15 protein-coding genes are annotated in these 15,696 nt (G+C 61.1%); 9 read left to right on the plus strand and 6 right to left on the minus strand.

What is annotated here, in order from left to right; all coding sequences use genetic code 11:
- Positions 1-4: 4 nt before the first annotated feature.
- Complete coding sequence (gene gudD, locus GSQ93_RS32455; protein ID WP_158940031.1) at positions 5-1,363, plus strand: glucarate dehydratase; 1,359 nt, start codon at positions 5-7, stop codon at positions 1,361-1,363.
- Positions 1,364-1,411: 48 nt separating this feature from the next.
- Positions 1,412-2,329, plus strand: a complete 918-nt coding sequence (gene kdgD, locus GSQ93_RS32460) for a 5-dehydro-4-deoxyglucarate dehydratase (protein ID WP_158940032.1) — start codon at positions 1,412-1,414, stop codon at positions 2,327-2,329.
- An 86-nt stretch (positions 2,330-2,415) separates the two neighbouring features.
- Here kdgD and GSQ93_RS32465 read toward each other — a convergent pair whose 3' ends face one another.
- From GSQ93_RS32465 to GSQ93_RS32475, 3 genes are read right to left on the minus strand one after another with little or no spacing between them, the layout of a single operon-like run.
- Positions 2,416-3,000 carry an LUD domain-containing protein gene (locus GSQ93_RS32465; protein WP_158940033.1) on the minus strand — a complete coding sequence of 195 codons (585 nt, stop codon included), beginning with the start codon at positions 2,998-3,000 and terminating at the stop codon, positions 2,416-2,418.
- Positions 2,997-4,406: a lactate utilization protein B gene (locus tag GSQ93_RS32470; RefSeq protein ID WP_158940034.1), complete on the minus strand. Its 1,410-nt coding sequence runs from the start codon at positions 4,404-4,406 to the stop codon at positions 2,997-2,999. Before GSQ93_RS32470 ends, GSQ93_RS32465 begins: the two co-directional genes overlap by 4 nt.
- The gene (locus GSQ93_RS32475) at positions 4,403-5,146 is read right to left on the minus strand and encodes a (Fe-S)-binding protein (RefSeq protein ID WP_158940035.1); all 744 of its coding nucleotides are present in this window, start codon (positions 5,144-5,146) and stop codon (positions 4,403-4,405) included. The genes GSQ93_RS32470 and GSQ93_RS32475 overlap by 4 nt, the downstream gene beginning before the upstream one ends.
- 212 nt (positions 5,147-5,358) lie before the next feature.
- Between GSQ93_RS32475 and GSQ93_RS32480 the strand changes: the two genes are divergently transcribed.
- The 4 genes from GSQ93_RS32480 (at position 5,359) to GSQ93_RS32495 (ending at position 8,957) form a co-directional block, all read left to right on the plus strand.
- A complete protein-coding gene (locus tag GSQ93_RS32480; protein ID WP_158940036.1) occupies positions 5,359-6,144 on the plus strand; it encodes a FadR/GntR family transcriptional regulator in 786 nt (261 codons plus the stop codon).
- The gene (locus GSQ93_RS32485; protein WP_158940037.1) at positions 6,141-7,202 is read left to right on the plus strand and encodes an aldose epimerase family protein; all 1,062 of its coding nucleotides are present in this window, start codon (positions 6,141-6,143) and stop codon (positions 7,200-7,202) included. Before GSQ93_RS32480 ends, GSQ93_RS32485 begins: the two co-directional genes overlap by 4 nt.
- Before the next feature lie 338 nt (positions 7,203-7,540).
- Positions 7,541-8,023 carry a CreA family protein gene (locus tag GSQ93_RS32490; RefSeq protein ID WP_158940038.1) on the plus strand — a complete coding sequence of 161 codons (483 nt, stop codon included), beginning with the start codon at positions 7,541-7,543 and terminating at the stop codon, positions 8,021-8,023.
- A gap of 169 nt (positions 8,024-8,192) precedes the next feature.
- Positions 8,193-8,957, plus strand: coding sequence for a DUF4088 family protein (locus GSQ93_RS32495; RefSeq protein WP_158940039.1), 765 nt, complete (start codon positions 8,193-8,195; stop codon positions 8,955-8,957).
- 30 nt (positions 8,958-8,987) lie between these two features.
- On the opposite strand, the gene GSQ93_RS32500 is transcribed toward GSQ93_RS32495, so the two are convergent.
- The 3 genes from GSQ93_RS32500 to GSQ93_RS32510 form a co-directional block, all read right to left on the minus strand.
- Positions 8,988-11,126 (minus strand): ATP-dependent helicase, encoded by a 2,139-nt coding sequence (locus GSQ93_RS32500; protein ID WP_158940040.1) that lies wholly within the window; start codon positions 11,124-11,126, stop codon positions 8,988-8,990.
- 161 nt (positions 11,127-11,287) lie between these two features.
- Positions 11,288-11,548, minus strand: a complete 261-nt coding sequence (locus tag GSQ93_RS32505; RefSeq protein WP_158940041.1) for a hypothetical protein — start codon at positions 11,546-11,548, stop codon at positions 11,288-11,290.
- Between the two features lie 61 nt (positions 11,549-11,609).
- Entirely contained in the window at positions 11,610-12,011 is a 402-nt protein-coding gene (locus GSQ93_RS32510; RefSeq protein WP_158940042.1) for a hypothetical protein, read from the minus strand.
- A 389-nt stretch (positions 12,012-12,400) separates the two neighbouring features.
- Between GSQ93_RS32510 and GSQ93_RS32515 the strand changes: the two genes are divergently transcribed.
- From GSQ93_RS32515 to GSQ93_RS32525, 3 genes are all read left to right on the plus strand, one after another.
- Positions 12,401-12,622, plus strand: a complete 222-nt coding sequence (locus GSQ93_RS32515; RefSeq protein WP_158940043.1) for an RNA-binding S4 domain-containing protein — start codon at positions 12,401-12,403, stop codon at positions 12,620-12,622.
- A 384-nt stretch (positions 12,623-13,006) separates the two neighbouring features.
- Positions 13,007-14,431 carry an MATE family efflux transporter gene (locus GSQ93_RS32520; RefSeq protein WP_158940044.1) on the plus strand — a complete coding sequence of 475 codons (1,425 nt, stop codon included), beginning with the start codon at positions 13,007-13,009 and terminating at the stop codon, positions 14,429-14,431.
- 559 nt (positions 14,432-14,990) lie between these two features.
- Positions 14,991-15,696, plus strand: a 706-nt coding sequence (locus GSQ93_RS32525) for a phospholipase D-like domain-containing protein (RefSeq protein ID WP_254074189.1), incomplete at its 3' end; no start/stop codon positions are given.

The following is a 15,696-nucleotide window of genomic DNA, read 5'->3' on the forward strand; positions in this document are numbered from 1 at the left end:
GTCCATGTCCACGAACCCAAGCGTTTCAACCGCTGCGAACGCCACGCCCACCGTCACCGAACTGCGCGTGATCCCGGTTGCCGGCCGCGACAGCATGTTGCTGAACCTGAGCGGCGCGCACGGCCCGTTCTTCACGCGCAACATCGTGATCCTGCGTGACAGCGCGGGTCACACGGGCGTGGGCGAAGTGCCGGGCGGCGAGACCATCCGCAAGACGATCGACGACGCGCGTCCGCTCGTCGTCGGCCAGTCGATCGGCAATCTTCATGCCGTGCTCAACACCACGCGCAAGCAATTCGCGGATCGCGATGCAGGCGGACGCGGCACGCAAACCTTCGACCTGCGCACGACCATCCATGCCGTGACCGGACTCGAAGCTGCGTTGCTCGACATGCTCGGCCAGCATCTGGGCGTGCCCGTCGCGGCTTTGCTCGGCGAAGGCCAGCAACGCGATGAAGTGGAAATGCTCGGCTACCTGTTTTATATCGGCGATAGAAACAAGACCGATCTGCTCTACTCCGCCGGGACCGACGCCACCGATGACTGGACCCGCCTGCGCAACGAGGAAGCGATGACACCCGAAGCCGTCGTACGACTGGCGGAAGCCGCGCACGCGCGCTATGGCTTCAACGACTTCAAGCTGAAGGGCGGCGTGCTCTCGGGCGATGCGGAAATCGAAGCGGTCACGGCACTCGCCGAACGCTTCCCCAACGCCCGCGTGACGCTGGACCCGAACGGCGCGTGGTCGCTGTCCGAAGCCGTGCGCCTGTGCCGCGACCAGCATCACGTGCTCGCCTACGCCGAGGACCCGTGCGGTGCCGAAAACGGGTATTCCGGCCGCGAGGTCATGGCTGAATTCCGCCGTGCCACGGGCTTGCCGACGGCGACCAACATGATCGCGACCGACTGGCGCCAGATGGGCCATGCGATCCAGTTGCAATCGGTGGACATTCCCCTTGCCGATCCGCATTTCTGGACGATGCAAGGCTCGGTGCGCGTGGCGCAAATGTGCAACGAGTGGGGGCTTACGTGGGGGTCGCATTCGAACAATCACTTCGACATTTCGCTCGCCATGTTCACGCACGTCGCGGCGGCGGCGCCCGGCAAGATTACTGCCATCGATACCCACTGGATCTGGCAAGACGGCCAGCGCCTGACGCGCGAACCGCTGCAGATCGTGGGCGGCAAAGTGAAGGTGCCGGCGCGGCCGGGATTGGGCGTGGATATCGATATGGACGAACTCGAGAAAGCCCACGCGCTGTATCGGGAACACGGTCTCGGCGCCCGCGATGACGCCATCGCGATGCAGTACCTGATTCCGAACTGGACCTTCGACAACAAGCGCCCGTGCCTCGTGCGCTGATTTTCTCAAAATGCATCGACTTACCCCAAAACCAATTCACGACCGATCATGACGACACCTCAAGAGCTCAAGCAAATCGTTTCCGAAGGGCTGCTGTCCTTTCCGCTGACCGACTTCGACGAACAAGGCGACTTCCGCGCCGACACCTACGCCGAACGTCTCGAGTGGCTTGCGCCCTATGGCGCGACGGCGTTGTTTGCGGCTGGCGGCACGGGCGAGTTTTTCTCGCTGACGCAGAGCGAGTATTCGGATGTGATTCGCACAGCGACGGAAACCTGCAAAGGCAAGGTGCCGATCCTCGCCGGTGCGGGCGGCGCGACGCGGGTTGCGATCGCTTATGCGCAGGAGGCCGAACGGCTGGGCGCGAACGGTATTTTGCTGATGCCGCACTACCTGACTGAAGCCAGCCAGGAAGGCATTGCTGCGCACGTCGAACAGGTGTGCAAGGCGGTAAAGAATATTGGTGTGATTGTCTATAACCGCGCTAATTCGAAGCTCAACGCCGACATGCTCGAACGGCTCGCCGATAGCTGCCCGAACCTGATCGGCTTCAAGGACGGTGTGGGCGAGATCGAAAACATGGTGACGATCCGTCGCCGGCTGGGCGACCGGTTTTCGTACCTTGGCGGCTTGCCGACGGCCGAGGTGTATGCGGAAGCGTATAAGGCGCTGGGCGTGCCGGTGTATTCATCGGCGGTGTTTAATTTTATTCCGAAGACCGCGATGGAGTTTTATAAAGCGGTCGCCTCGCAGGATCACGCGACGACCGGCCGTCTGCTCGACGAATTCTTCATGCCGTACCTCGCGATTCGTAACCGCAAGGCGGGTTATGCGGTGAGTATCGTCAAGGCGGGCGCGAAGCTGATTGGCCGCAGCGCCGGTCCTGTCCGCGCACCACTGACCGATCTGACCGAAGATGAAATGGCGCAACTCGATGTGCTGATCAAGAACCTCGGCGCACAGTAAGCGCCGCACCAGTTAAAAAGCCGTTCCAACTTACGTTGGAACGGCCTTCTTGCATCTTCGCCGCGTATAAACGAAACGCGTTCGACCTAAGCCGCCAGCAACACCACCGTCAGCGACCGCACGCCTTGCGCGCCGCGAATCAGCACGCCTTCAATATCAGCCGTCGCCGATGGCCCCGTCACCAGGACGGCATAACGCGCGGCCTTGAAGTCATCGCGTCGATACACATCCTGCAGCCCATCCACAATGTGCGCGGGATCGAGCAGCACGACAAGATGCTGCACGAGATAGCCGATCGAATTGACGATGTATTCGTCCTCGCTGAACCACACCGAGCCGGTTTCGGCCACGCCAAAGCGCGCACGCACCACGCCTGAATCGACGTCCTGCAGTAATGCAGGCGACATATCGGCGGCGAGCACACGGTTCCCCTCGATACCCGGCACGGCCGACGCAACTATCGCATCTGGACCGAAACGCTCGCTGAGCAGCGCACGCACCGTATAGAGCGATTCCCCTTCGACCACCGTCCCGCCCATCGCTGCCAAGGCGGTACGAAAGCGTTCGAGGCGTTCACCGGGCGGGGTATCGAAGAGCGGCACGTCGGGACGCGGCCTTGCAGCCGGTTGCGCCGCGCGGATCTTGGCGAGAAAAGTGTCACGCGTGGTCATTTTTTGGCTGCCTTGCGATTTTTCTTGTACCACTCGTGGAAGGTTTCAGCGGGCGTTTCCGGCAGGTCGCGCTGCCGGCCCCAGATGTTCAGCGGGTTATAGAGCACGAAGTTCGGCAACCGCTTGAGCGCGCCGCCCAGCGACGCAACGGTGCCTCGATACAGCGTCGGACTCGCCAGCAGGCGCCCTGCCATCTTCAGCACTTCCTGCTTCACGAACGGCACCTCATGGTTCGCCGCAATCACTTCGCGCCACTTGTAGATCTGCTCGTGAATGTTGACCTTCGTGGGACAGACGTTCGTGCAACTGCCGTTGAGCGTCGATGCAAACGGCAGGCTGCTGAAGCGTTTCATATCGTAAGTAGGATTGATGATCGCGCCGATCGGCCCGGAGTACGTAAAACCGTACGACAAGCCACCACTGCGCCGATACACCGGGCACGTATTCATGCACGCGCCGCAGCGGATGCATTTGAGCGAATACCAGAAATCCTCCATCGCGAGGCGTTCGGAACGGCCGTGATCGACGAGGATGTAATGCATCTCCGAGCCCGGTCGGGGCGCGCGAAAATGCGAGGTGTATTGCGTGATGGGTGAGCCGAGCGCACTGCGCGACAGCATGCGAATGAACACGCCGAGATCGGAAATCCGAGGAATCAACTTTTCGATACCAATCGATGCAATGTGCAGCGGCGGAACATTCGCCGACAGATCCGCGTTGCCCTCGTTCGTGCACACGACGACCGTTCCCGTCTCCGCGACGGCGAAGTTGCAACCCGTCATGCCGGCAGTCTTTTCGCGCACGAAATACGGCCGCGTGTTCATGCGCTGGCTTTCGGCGAGATAGTGGATGTCGCTGTTCTTGGGATCGGTGCCGATCGTTCGGCCGAACAACTCGGCCACGTCAGCGCGCAGTTTATGCACGGCGGGCACGACCATGTGGCTCGGGTCCTGGTTATCCAGTTGCTGGATGCGCTCGCCGAGATCCGTTTCCATGACCGTGATGCCGCGCGGCTCAATGTACTCGCGCATCTTGCATTCATCGGTGAGCATGGATTTGCTTTTGACGAGGGTCGTCAGCCCGCGCTCGGACATGAGCTTGTAGACGATCTCGTTGTGCTCTTCGGCGGTTGCCGCGTAATGCACGATCACGCCGTGCGACTCGGCTTGCGTGATGAACTGGTCGAGGTAATCAGCGAGATTGGAAAGCGTGTGCTCCTTGATCCCCGATGCCAAGTCACGCAGCGTCTCCCATTCGGGCATGCCGTGGGCTTGGGCGTCGCGTTTGCTGCGCAAGTCCCAGAGGCGTTTATCGTGGAAAGCGACGTGATCTTCCTTCGCGATAAACGCGCTCGCCGCCTTCGCGTGATCAAGCCGCTTGCTTTTCCCCTTCACGACGTCGCTCATGAACGTGCTCCGTTCAGGACCTGGGCGATATGTATAAATCGCGCATCGAGTTTCAGGCGTTCGGCACAGCCTTGCTGATGCATGAGGCAGGACATATCGCCGGAGACGATATATTGCGCGCCCGCGCCGATGTGATCGCGGACCTTGTCCTGCCCCATCCTCACCGATACCGCCTCTTCCGTCACTGAAAACGTGCCACCGAAACCGCAGCATTCGTCGGGGCGTGTGGGCGTGACGAATTCGATGCCTTTGACACCTTCCAGCAACGCACGAGGTTTGGAAAACGGCGCACCGTTGATCTCCGATGCCGATACCTCTTTCAAATGCCGGATGGCGCTGCAGCTATTGTGCAATCCCACGCGATGCGGGAATTCGGCCCACGGGAATTCGCGCACCTTGAGGACATCGTGGAGAAATTCAACGAGTTCGTAGGCGCTCGTTCGAACTTTGCGGACGGACGCCGTCTGCTCGATCGCGGTCAAATGTTCGCGCACATGGTGGATACAACTCGCCGATGGGCCAACCACGTAGTCGTAATCGGCGAAATTGCGGGCGAACACGCGCTCGGCACCGGCCGCTTCTTTTTGCGCACCGCTGTTCGCCATCGGCTGGCCGCAGCAGGTTTGTTCCTCCGGGTAATCGACTTCTACGCCGAGACGTTCGAGCAATTCGAGTGTCGCGATGCCGATTTCGGGATAGAACGCATCGATAAAACAAGGAACGAACAGGGCGACTTTCATCGGATAGAAAAATGTGGAGAGCCTGGAGGAAAAACGGTTTGCCGAGTTTGGTAAGCTTGGTCTGACCAAGACTTTAAAGTTTGTGGCGTTTCATGTCAAACTGCGGGCGCTGCGTTACTGGTTAGTCCGGGGTTAGGCGTCGCAGCATGGACCCGCTTCCCTCAAAACGCTTCGACCCGCCCCAAACCCGAGTGCGAACTATCTCTCCTTTCATGCCATTTAAGCCTGTCCACTCCTACACCCGCACCCGCATCGCCGATGTCGTCTCCGACCAGATCCGGGCGTTGATCACAAGTGGCGCATTGCTCCCCGGGCAGCGCCTGCCGGCCGAACGCGATCTCGCGGAACAGCTCAACGTCTCGCGCCCATCGCTGCGTGAAGCGCTGATCCGGCTGGAATCGGATGGATTTATCCAGGCTGCCGCGCGCAGCGGCTTCGTGGTCTCGGATGTCACCGCGCCGCTCGTATCCGCGCCGCTCGCCGCGTTGCTGAGCCAGCACCCAACCGCCAGCGCCGACGTGCTGGAACTCCGTCACGGCCTCGAATCCCTGGCAACGGGCTACGCGGCCGAACGCGCAACCGCGACGGATCTGGCGCGTATCACCGAAGCGTTCAACGCACTCAAAACCGCCGCCATCGAACCAAAACGCACCCGCATAGCAGAACACGACGCCGCGTTTCATCTTGCCATTGCCGACGCTACCCACAACCTCGCGCTCGCCCACGTGATGCATGGCCTGCACGAACTCGTACGCGAATCGATGCTGACATCGCACCGGCTGGTCGACTACGACAACGACGTGGAAGCGAACCTGCTGGCGCAACACCAGGCGATCTTCGATGCCATCCTCGCTCGCGATCCACAACGCGCCCGCGAGGCCGCAGGCGCGCACCTGGACTACGTCAGCACGCTTTATCGCGAGCGCTTACCCCGCTTACCCAAGCCGGAAGCAAACCGCTATCCTGCAAAAAACCAGAATCCGGAGACCACACCATGACAATTTCCAGCGCCCACTGGGGCGATCTCGCGGACGGCACGCCCGTCGATCTTCACACGCTCAGCCATGACAACGGCGTGCGGGTATCGGTGACGAATCTGGGCGCGGCCCTCGTCTCCTGGTTCGCGCCGGATCGCGACGGCCATCTGGCGGATATCCTGCTCGGCCACGACACCCCCGCCGCGTACACCACCGGTCCGGCCTACATGGGCGCGATCGTCGGACGCTGGGCGAACCGCATCGCGAACGCGCGCTTTTCCCTGGATGGCATGGAGTACCCGCTCGAAGCCAATCAGCCGCCGAACTCACTGCACGGCGGCTTCCAGGGCTTCAGCTACAAACTCTGGCAGGCGCAGCACACCGAAGACGCGTTGGTCCTCACGCTGGAATCGCCTGCCGGCGACAGCGGTTTTCCCGGCGCCCTCACCGTCCAGGTGACGTACGCGTTCAACGACGCGGGCGAACTGACGATCACCTACGATGCCTTCACGGACGCGCCCACGCCGCTCAATCTCACGAACCACGCGTACTTCAACTTGTCGGGCGTGAACTTGACGACTATCGATGACCACGAGATCGAACTCGCCGCCGATCAGTTTTTTGCCATCGACGAACATACGATTCCGACCCATCTGCAAGACGTCGCCGATACCCCCTTCGACTTCCGTACGGCCGCGCTTCTCGGACCGCGTCTCGCAACCCGCGACAACGAGCAAGTCACGCTGGCGGGCGGCGGTATCGACCATTGTTATGTGTTGCGCACCGCCGCGCCGGTCACCGAACTGCCGGAAATGCGGCGTGTCGCGGCTGTTTATCATCCGGACAGCGGACGTGAGTTGATTGTCTCCACCACCGAACGCGGGCTGGTGTTCTACACCAGCAACAGTCTTGAAGGCGTGCCGGGCAAGCGCGGCGTGACCTATCAAAAACACGGCGCGCTGTGCCTCGAAGCGGGCGGGTTTCCAAACCAGATCAATATGGACGACGCGGAAGACGTCGTGTTGCGCCCCAACGAGCGATATCGGCAAATCACGCGCTACGCCATGCGTGTGAGGTAAAAGGCGTTCCACCCGCCATGCCGTCGATAGGAACCCGCCTACAGCCGAATAGGACGCACGCGGGTATCGGCGGGTCGGCCTCTCATCGATACTGGACTCATCGAATCAGAGATCGAATGGAGGAAGACAATGCCTTATCTACTGGGGTGGCTGCTGGGTGTGCCGGTGATCGTGTTGGTGATCCTGTATCTGATCTTTCACTGACCGCCGTATTGCGCGCAAGATTGAACGCGAAAGTTAAACGCGAAAGCGCGCGGAATGCGGTTTCACGTGAGTTGAACGAAGGCGTCGTTACAATACGACGCCTTTTTTAATTCCTCACTCCTCGAAGGATTCCGATGAAACGCGCTATCTTCGCCTTGACGTGGCTGACGTCGTTCGTTGCGTTGCTCGCTGCGCCTGCCCTGCATGCCGAGGAGATAGCCAGCGTCAACACGAATTTCCGCTTTACCGGCTCGGATCGCGTCTCGGTCGAGGCGTACGACGACCCGGCAGTCGCGGGCGTCACGTGCTACGTCTCCCGTGCGCGCACGGGCGGGGTTAAAGGAACGCTGGGGATAGCCGAAGACCCGTCTGAGGCATCAATAGCTTGCCGCCAGGTTGCGCCGATTAAAATCGATGCGCCGCTCAAGCAGAAATCCGATGTGTTCTCGGAACGCATGTCGTTTATCTTCAAGACGTTACACGTGGTGCGTATTGTCGATGCCAAGCGCAATACGCTGGTTTATCTGACGTACAGCGACCGGATTACGACCGGCAGCGCGAAGAACAGCGTGACAGCGGTGCCCATGCCCGCAGGGACGACCATTCCGGTCAAATAAGACGGGAGCGCCGGTGAGTCAACCTCGGACTGCACGGGTCAAACCAGGCCTAAAGTTTTCCCTCGCCGCGCCGTTATAAAGACGAACGGCCGTCGCCCTCATGGCGACGCCGACTTGTCTTCCCGCGCCGGCTCAAACCGGCCAGCGGGATCGGGAACCGGGAAACATCATGGGTCAGATCACCCTTTCATTTAAAGACGAGACGATCGCGGCGCTACGCCGTGACTTCGAGACATTGATTCGTCTGTCGCTCAAGTTCGACCCGCAATTCGTCACGCCGACGTTCGAGGATTTCCTGCGTGCAAAGCTGCTCGACAATCCGACGCCGCTCACCGAACTAGCGGTCCAGCGAATGCTGCAAAACGGTCAGTACGCGTGGGCAAAACGAGCACTCGACAAGGAATTTCCTGATGTAGTCGAAATGATGATGCGTCAGGCCGCGGAACACGGTTTCGGCTTCGCGGTGCGCTCGGACTGGAAACCCGACGATGTGATGAAGGCCTCACGCGCGTGGGCGACGGCTATCGTGACCGAAGCGAACGGCGATCCGACGCAGATAGACACGCTCGCGACCCAAATCAAGGAAGCGGCATCGGATATCCAGGAGCTGGAGATGAAAATGCAGACGCCCGCATGGCGTCTCGCCGATTCACTGCGTCAACGCGTGTACGAAACCAAGATTGCGACCGAACACAGTGTGGGATCGACGTCGCGCGAGAAGCTCGGTGAACTGCGCTGCCTGCTGCGCCTCGGCATGTTTCATGGCTCGATTTCAAAGCAGGAAGCGCAGCAAGTGCTCGAGCAGTTGCGCATGATCAAGCCGGAGATTTTTATCGAAGAGCCGTACGACGGTTTTACGCGTTTCGGCAACTGGCTTCGTACGATCTTCACGCCTGAGCGGAAAGTGCCGAAGCCTTCGCGTGCTGAACGGTGAACTCGTACTGAGCCCGCACCGCGACGCCCTTCACTCCCACATCTTCTTGAGCCGCGCGGCGATATCGACTTTCGCTTTCGCCGCAGCGGCCAGCCCCGCCGCCGTCGGCGCGGTGGGTTCAGGGACCGGTGGCCACGCGCACGCTTCGAACTGCGGCATCAGATGCGCCGGAATGAAACGCGTACGCGCCGCCCAGACATGCCGGTCACCCATATGCGTCTGGTTGTGCACGTAGAAACGCTGCGGCGTGACAATGTGCAAATCCTCTTTCGCACGCGTCATGGCGACGTACAAGAGCCGCCGCTCTTCATCGATTTCCTCGTCGCTGCCCGTGCCCATATCGGATGGGATACAGCCATCGACGCCATTCATCACGAACACGTTCTTCCACTCCTGGCCCTTGGCCGAATGGATAGTGGAGAGAATCAGATAATCCTCGTCGATAAGCGGCACACCCGATTCATCGCTGGTGGCATCGGGCGGATCGAGCGTCAGTTCAGTGAGGAAACGCTCCCGCGTGGGATACGTGGACGCGATGCTTTCCATCTGCAGCACGTCGCCATGGCGAATTGACGCGTCTTCGTGATTGCGCTCCAGATGCGGTTCGTACCAGCGCCGGATCATCTCGAATTCAGAGGGCCAGCCGCTTTCGCGCGCGCACACCTTCGACATCATCGCAACCAGCGCCGGCCAGTCTTCGCTCGCGCGCAACGGCGCGGTGAATGCGGCTAACGCGGCCGGCGTGTCGCTACGCTCAGCCATCTGGTCGAGCACACGCCCGGCGATGGCCGGCCCTACCCCCGGTAGCAGCTGCAGCACGCGAAACCCGGCCACACGATCACGCGGGTTCTCGCCCCAGCGCAATACCGCCAGCACGTCCTTCACGTGGACGGAGTCGAGGAATTTCAGACCGCCGAACTTCACGAACGGGATGTTGCGCCGCGTGAGTTCGATTTCGAGCGCGGCGCTATGATGCGCGGCGCGAAACAGCACCGCTTGCTGCTTGAGCGTCATGCCACCTTCACGCGCCTCCAGCACCTGCTCGACGATATAACGCGCCTGATCGGCTTCATCGGCGACGGAAACAATCCGCGGCCGTTGCGCCGATGCCTTGTCAGTCCACAAGTTCTTCGTATAACGCTCGGCGGCGAGTCCGATCACCGCATTCGATGCCGCCAGAATGGGCTGCGTCGAACGGTAATTGCGCTCGAGCGTCACGCATTTCGCGGGCGGATTGAAGTGATCCGGGAAGTCGAGGATATTGCGCACCGTCGCGCCGCGAAACGAATAGATGGACTGGGCGTCGTCGCCGACTACCGTCAGGCCGCGGCCGTCGGGTTTCATCGACAGCAGGATGGACGCTTGAAGCTTGTTCGTGTCCTGGTATTCATCGACCAGCACGTGATCGAAACGGCTCGACAAATCCGCGGCGATGGACGGCTCGGCGGCGAGATGCGACCAGTAGAGCAGCAAGTCGTCGTAGTCGAGGACGCTTTGCTGCTGCTTCGCGTGAACGTACGCGGCGAACAACCGGCGCAGGTCGTCTTCCCATTCACGGCACCACGGGAACGCCTGATCGAGCACGGTGGCAAGCGACACTCCGGTGTTGACCACGCGCGAGTAGATGGCGAAGCACGTGGATTTGGCCGGAAAGCGCTTCTCTTTCGCCGATAACCCCAGTTCGTGCCGCACGAGATTCATGAGATCGGCTGAATCCTCGCGGTCGTTGATGGTGAACGACGGCGATAACCCCACGAGATCCGCGTAATCGCGCAACAAACGCGCGCCCACGCTATGGAAGGTCCCTGACCAGGTGAGGCCTTGCGCGATCACGCTGCGATTACCCAAAGCCTTCACGGCGATACGCGTCACGCGCCGCGTCATCTCGCTGGCTGCGCGCCGGGAAAAAGTCAGCAAAAGTATTCGATGCGGGTCCGCGCCCTTCACCAGCAAATGCGCCACGCGATGCGCGAGCGTATTGGTCTTGCCCGATCCCGCCCCGGCGATCACCAGCAGCGCGCCGGCCGGGTCGCTCACGTTCGATGTTTGCGTGCCGTACTCGACCGCCTCACGCTGCGCGTCGTTCAGTTTGGTCAGATACGACGCGATTTCTTCCTGTGCCGGCTTGGGCGGGAGATCTTCGTCGGTGGCGGAGTTAAGCGTGAGCACGTCGCGTCGGCTTTAAAAAGGGTGACGCACACTGTATATCCATACAACTCTTCCACGCAAGCGACTGATGCAGAAGGCTTTTGGCCCTATAAAAAAATGGCCCGTTGCGCTTGCACGCATCGGGCCATGATCATTTTTCCCGCAACGGTATCTGTTGCGAATCAGTCTGCTTTCTTCGCGTTTTTCAGGTTCGCGTCGGCGGCGGCTTCATTCGCCTTCGACTGCGATTCCGTCTTTTTCTTGTCGGCCTTGGCCTGCGCTACATTCGCGTCCTTGTCCGCTTCGTCCTGCTTCTTCGCCGCTTTCTTCTCGGCGTGCGTGGGTTCGGCGGTGGTTTGCGTCTGCGCGACCGACACCGTAGCAGCCGTCGCGAACGTTCCCGCGAGCAACGCTGCCAATAAACGCTTCGTGGTCGTGGTCATGATTTCCTCCTTGCCAGCGGCCCCGCTCAAGGGGCCGCGTTCAGTTCATCGAGCTGAAAACTTAGTGCTGCAGGCCCGTGTCCTTCGGACCATCCGGTTCGGTGGACTTCAGTTCGTCGTTGGCGGTCTGGTTGTCGGCCTTCTTGTTGATCTTTGCGTTGCGCACCTGCTCCTTGTATTGCGCCTTCGCTTCCTTGCTGGTCGCCTTCAATTCCTGCTTCGATGCCTTCTTCGACGCCTTGTATTCAGCGCTAGCCTGCGCGTTGGCATTACGCTTCACGACCAGTGGATCGGTCGGTGCCGGTGCGACGATATTCTGCGGCGGCGGCGCGGTTTGCACGGACGGCGCGGACATCTGGCCGGCATCGGCGGCGGAAGGCTGCGCGGTCTGCGCGAACGCGGACGCAGACAGACCCATGGCGACAAAAGCGGTACCCAACAGCATTTTCTTGACTTGCGACATGTTGATTTCCTCTCTGGCAGTTTTTATTCCGGGTGGTCGATTGCGATCATTTGCAGTCATCGCAACCGGCAGCGGCGCCCAAGCGATGTGAGTTGTGTCCTCAAACACCGCGCCTGGAGCAGCGCGCCGCAAATACCCGTCTAGACTTCTAGTGACCAGCGTCTGCGCTTGGCAATGCGTAAAAACCGCGCCGATCACTATGACTGACCCGGCACCGGAGCCTGGAGTTCGCTGAAACACGTCATTGTTACCGAAGGTTTCACTTCCTGACATTTTGCAAACAGCCAAACGCTCCGATATCCGGGAGTCCGGGCTGTAGACGCACGTCGCGTGCCCGGCTGGTTTATCATGGGCGCCCTTTCCGCCTCCCATCCTGCGAAGAAGCTCACATGCCGCGACTCGAATTCACGCTCACGGGCGACTACGTCGAACTGCACAACCTGCTCAAGCTGATGGGCCTGGCCGACAGCGGCGGCTCGGCGAAAGTACGCGTCGCCGAGGGCGAAGTGAAGGTCAATGGCAAGATCGAGTTGCGCAAGACGTGCAAGATCCGCGCGGGCCAGACGGTGACTATTGAAGACACCACGATCAAGGTTCTCAAGCCGTCGTGATCGGCATGGGGTCGTCATGAAGATCCGCATGAGCGCGATCTGGATGACGTTAAATACCGCGTCGTGATCGACAGAAGCGCCATCAAGCAATAAGCTAGACGGCTTTCGTTCCCTTTCGCCGCTTTCAGCTTGTTGACGGTTACAGCCCGGTTGAAGCCAGCTTTTCAAGTTGGCGGACTTCAAAACCGGAATTCCAAGCTGAGATTCGAAGCCGGGTTTCATCGCTGAAATTCATAGCAGAAATTCAAAGCGGAGCTTCACGCCAACACGCTGAAGCGCGGCCGGAACGAGCGGGCGATGCAGGACCGGTAACGGTTTGCTGCATCGCCCGTTGCCGTTTTTGCGCGGTTGTTGCCGTGCAGCAAAGCATCCAGATAATCCGTCATGCCATCCAGAATGATCCGCGCGAACGCGCCGCCAAGCCTTTCCCGTCACGCCGTCGATACCGCCAGGCTCGCCGCGCCGCTCGCCATCTCGCAACTGTCGCAAATGGCGATGGGCGTCACCGACACCATCCTGCTCGGCTCGCTCGGCCCCGATTCCCTCGCGGCCGGCGGCCTGGGCGCCAACCTGTTCTTCGTGGTCGTGGTGCTGCTGCAAGGCGTGCTGACGTCGGTGAGCGTCTCCGTCTCGCACGCGCGTGGCGCGAACAACGATCACCTCGTGCCCAATATCTACTGGACCGGGCTGGTGTTGTCGCTGCTCCTTGCGATCCCCGCCTTCACGCTGCTGAGCTTCGCCGAACCGATCCTGCTCGCGTTCCACGAACCCGCCATGCTGGCCAAAAACGTCGGCGAATATTGCGCGATCCTGCGCTGGGGCGCGCCGGGCAGCCTGCTCGGGATCGGCATGATGCGCGCGTTCCTGCCGGCTATCGGTGCGGCGAAGCGGCTGCTGTGGGTATCGATTGGCGGCGTGTTCGTGAACGCCTTTCTCAATTACGGCCTGATCCACGGCGCCTACGGTCTGCCCGAACTTGGTTTTCTCGGCTCGGCAGTCGCCACCACGATCACCGTCTGGGCAACGGCGCTGGTGCTGATCGCGTTCCTGCATTTGCGGCCGCGTTACCGGCATTTTGTTATCGCGTCGAGGCCACGCCTGCCGCTGATGGGCGAATTATTCGGCATCGGCTGGCCGGTCGCGATCACTTATGGCGTCGAATCCACGCTGTTCCTGGCCACCGGGATGACCGTCGGCACGCTCGGCGAAGCGCCGCTCGCCGCGCACCAGATCGCGCTGAACGTGGCGTCGGTGGCGTTCATGGTGCCGCTGGCTATCGGCCAGGCGGCAAACGTGCGCGTGGGCTACTGGATCGGCGCAGGACAGCCGCTGGCCGCGCGCCACGCCGGCTTCGTAGCCATCGCGCTGGGCGTGGCGTTCATGGCGATGTCGGGCTGCGTGCTGGTGCTGGCGCCGCACGCGATTGTCGGGCTGTATCTCCATCTCGACGACCCGAAGAATGCCCAGACCGTGGCGCTGGCCGCGTCGCTGCTGGGCGTGGCGGCCGTGTTCCAGATCGTCGACGGCATGCAGACCGTCGCGTCGGGCGTGCTACGCGGGCTCAAGGACACGCGTGTCCCCATGCTCGCGGCAGCGCTCGGTTATTGGGGCATCGGCTTTCCGACGGGCTACATGCTGGCGTTTCACTTTGGTGGCGGCACAAAAGGTTTGTGGTGGGGCCTGGCTGCGGGACTCGCGAGCGTCGCGGTGCTGATGACCCTTCGCTTCGATCGCATGAGCCGCCGCCTGGTCACGCGCGGCGCGCCTGAACCCGGTAAATCCGCACAAGCGCCCCGGCATACGGCTTGAATCGCTTGCCAAGGGCGCTGCGCCATAAGGTAAGCAGACATTGTTGGTTGGAATCGGAGCGGCGTGAAGATACGATCAAGCCGTCTCCTTGATTCATCCAGTAGCAGGGGTATTAGGCCCGCTTCGACGAAGCGGGCTTTTTTTCGTCTGCGCAAAAGGTAAAACCGCGGTTCCTCGTGGCCGTCAATCCAACGTTCAACGACTCAATGCCGGCCGCCAGAAACGACGCGAGCAAGCGTCGCAGACCTCTACCGTTCCCGCCTCGCCGCCTCTCGGCTATTTCGCAAATCGACCCTTCCGCCGTGTCCATTACCGATTTCCCATAAAATAACCGCGCATGATCCTTGGCGCGCTCCCGCAAGATCCGGCTCCGCACGCGGCCACTGCGTGCGCAACAACCGCAAGCAGTTCAGAAAAATCGCTCGAGCAAACAAGAGGAATGGACGTGTCGGAAAGCAGCAAGCAATTGTCTCTGTCATGTATTTCTCAAGCTGCACAAGGCCATCACCCCGGCGGACGCACAGAGGGCACGCGAGCAGGACAGGTTTCATCGCCGCCGATGATCTCGGCTAGGGCCCGGCGCGCCCAACCGCTGTCGCGCGGGCTCGCGTTCATCGCCACCGCACTCACGGCGCTGGCGCTCAGCGCCTGCGCCACGCGGCCGCCCGCGACCGCGTTCGACCGCCCCGCCACGCACGCACTTTCCGCCACCGCCGACACCCCCTTGCGCACCGCCCTCCTGCCGAAAGAAGCGGCGCATCCGGATGAATCCGGCGTGCGGCTGCTTCCCACCGGCACCGAGGCGCTGCAGGCCCGCATCGCGCTCGCGCGCGCGGCGACCAGGACGCTCGACATGCAGTACTACATTGCGAACGAGGACAACACGGGCAAGCTGCTGCTCGGCGCGGCGCTTTACGCGGCGGATCGCGGAGTCAAGGTGCGCATGCTCGTCGATGACCTGAATTTCAAGGACATCGACCAGATCATGGCCGCGCTGAATTCGCATGACAACATCGATATCCGCGTCTTCAATCCCTACGGCAGCGCGACCCGGAGTTTCGGCGAACGCACGCGTAACCTGTTCACGAAAGTCGATCATTTCACGCGCCGGATGCACAACAAGGCGATGATCGCGGACAACCAGATCGCGATTGTGGGCGGCCGTAATCTCGGCGATGAATACTTCAGCGCGAGCGCGACCATTCAGTTTCGCGATCTCGACGTGTTCGTGGCGGGCCCGGTGACGCAAGAGATATCGGCGAGTT

Source organism: Burkholderia sp. S171 (assembly GCF_009766085.1).
Classification (GTDB): Bacteria; Pseudomonadota; Gammaproteobacteria; order Burkholderiales; family Burkholderiaceae; genus Caballeronia.

Bases quoted from the DNA above. Each gene is read 5' to 3' on its own strand.
- GSQ93_RS32510 (WP_158940042.1), bottom strand. From the start codon at position 12,011: ATGTCGCAAGTCAAGAAAATGCTGTTGGGTACCGCTTTTGTCGCCATG.
- GSQ93_RS32515 (WP_158940043.1), top strand. From the start codon at position 12,401: ATGCCGCGACTCGAATTCACGCTCACGGGCGACTACGTCGAACTGCAC.
- GSQ93_RS32470 (WP_158940034.1), bottom strand. From the start codon at position 4,406: ATGAGCGACGTCGTGAAGGGGAAAAGCAAGCGGCTTGATCACGCGAAG.
- GSQ93_RS32485 (WP_158940037.1), top strand. From the start codon at position 6,141: ATGACAATTTCCAGCGCCCACTGGGGCGATCTCGCGGACGGCACGCCC.
- GSQ93_RS32475 (WP_158940035.1), bottom strand. From the start codon at position 5,146: ATGAAAGTCGCCCTGTTCGTTCCTTGTTTTATCGATGCGTTCTATCCC.
- gudD (WP_158940031.1), top strand. From the start codon at position 5: ATGTCCACGAACCCAAGCGTTTCAACCGCTGCGAACGCCACGCCCACC.
- GSQ93_RS32495 (WP_158940039.1), top strand. From the start codon at position 8,193: ATGGGTCAGATCACCCTTTCATTTAAAGACGAGACGATCGCGGCGCTA.
- GSQ93_RS32490 (WP_158940038.1), top strand. From the start codon at position 7,541: ATGAAACGCGCTATCTTCGCCTTGACGTGGCTGACGTCGTTCGTTGCG.
- GSQ93_RS32480 (WP_158940036.1), top strand. From the start codon at position 5,359: ATGCCATTTAAGCCTGTCCACTCCTACACCCGCACCCGCATCGCCGAT.
- GSQ93_RS32465 (WP_158940033.1), bottom strand. From the start codon at position 3,000: ATGACCACGCGTGACACTTTTCTCGCCAAGATCCGCGCGGCGCAACCG.
- GSQ93_RS32505 (WP_158940041.1), bottom strand. From the start codon at position 11,548: ATGACCACGACCACGAAGCGTTTATTGGCAGCGTTGCTCGCGGGAACG.
- GSQ93_RS32520 (WP_158940044.1), top strand. From the start codon at position 13,007: ATGCCATCCAGAATGATCCGCGCGAACGCGCCGCCAAGCCTTTCCCGT.
- kdgD (WP_158940032.1), top strand. From the start codon at position 1,412: ATGACGACACCTCAAGAGCTCAAGCAAATCGTTTCCGAAGGGCTGCTG.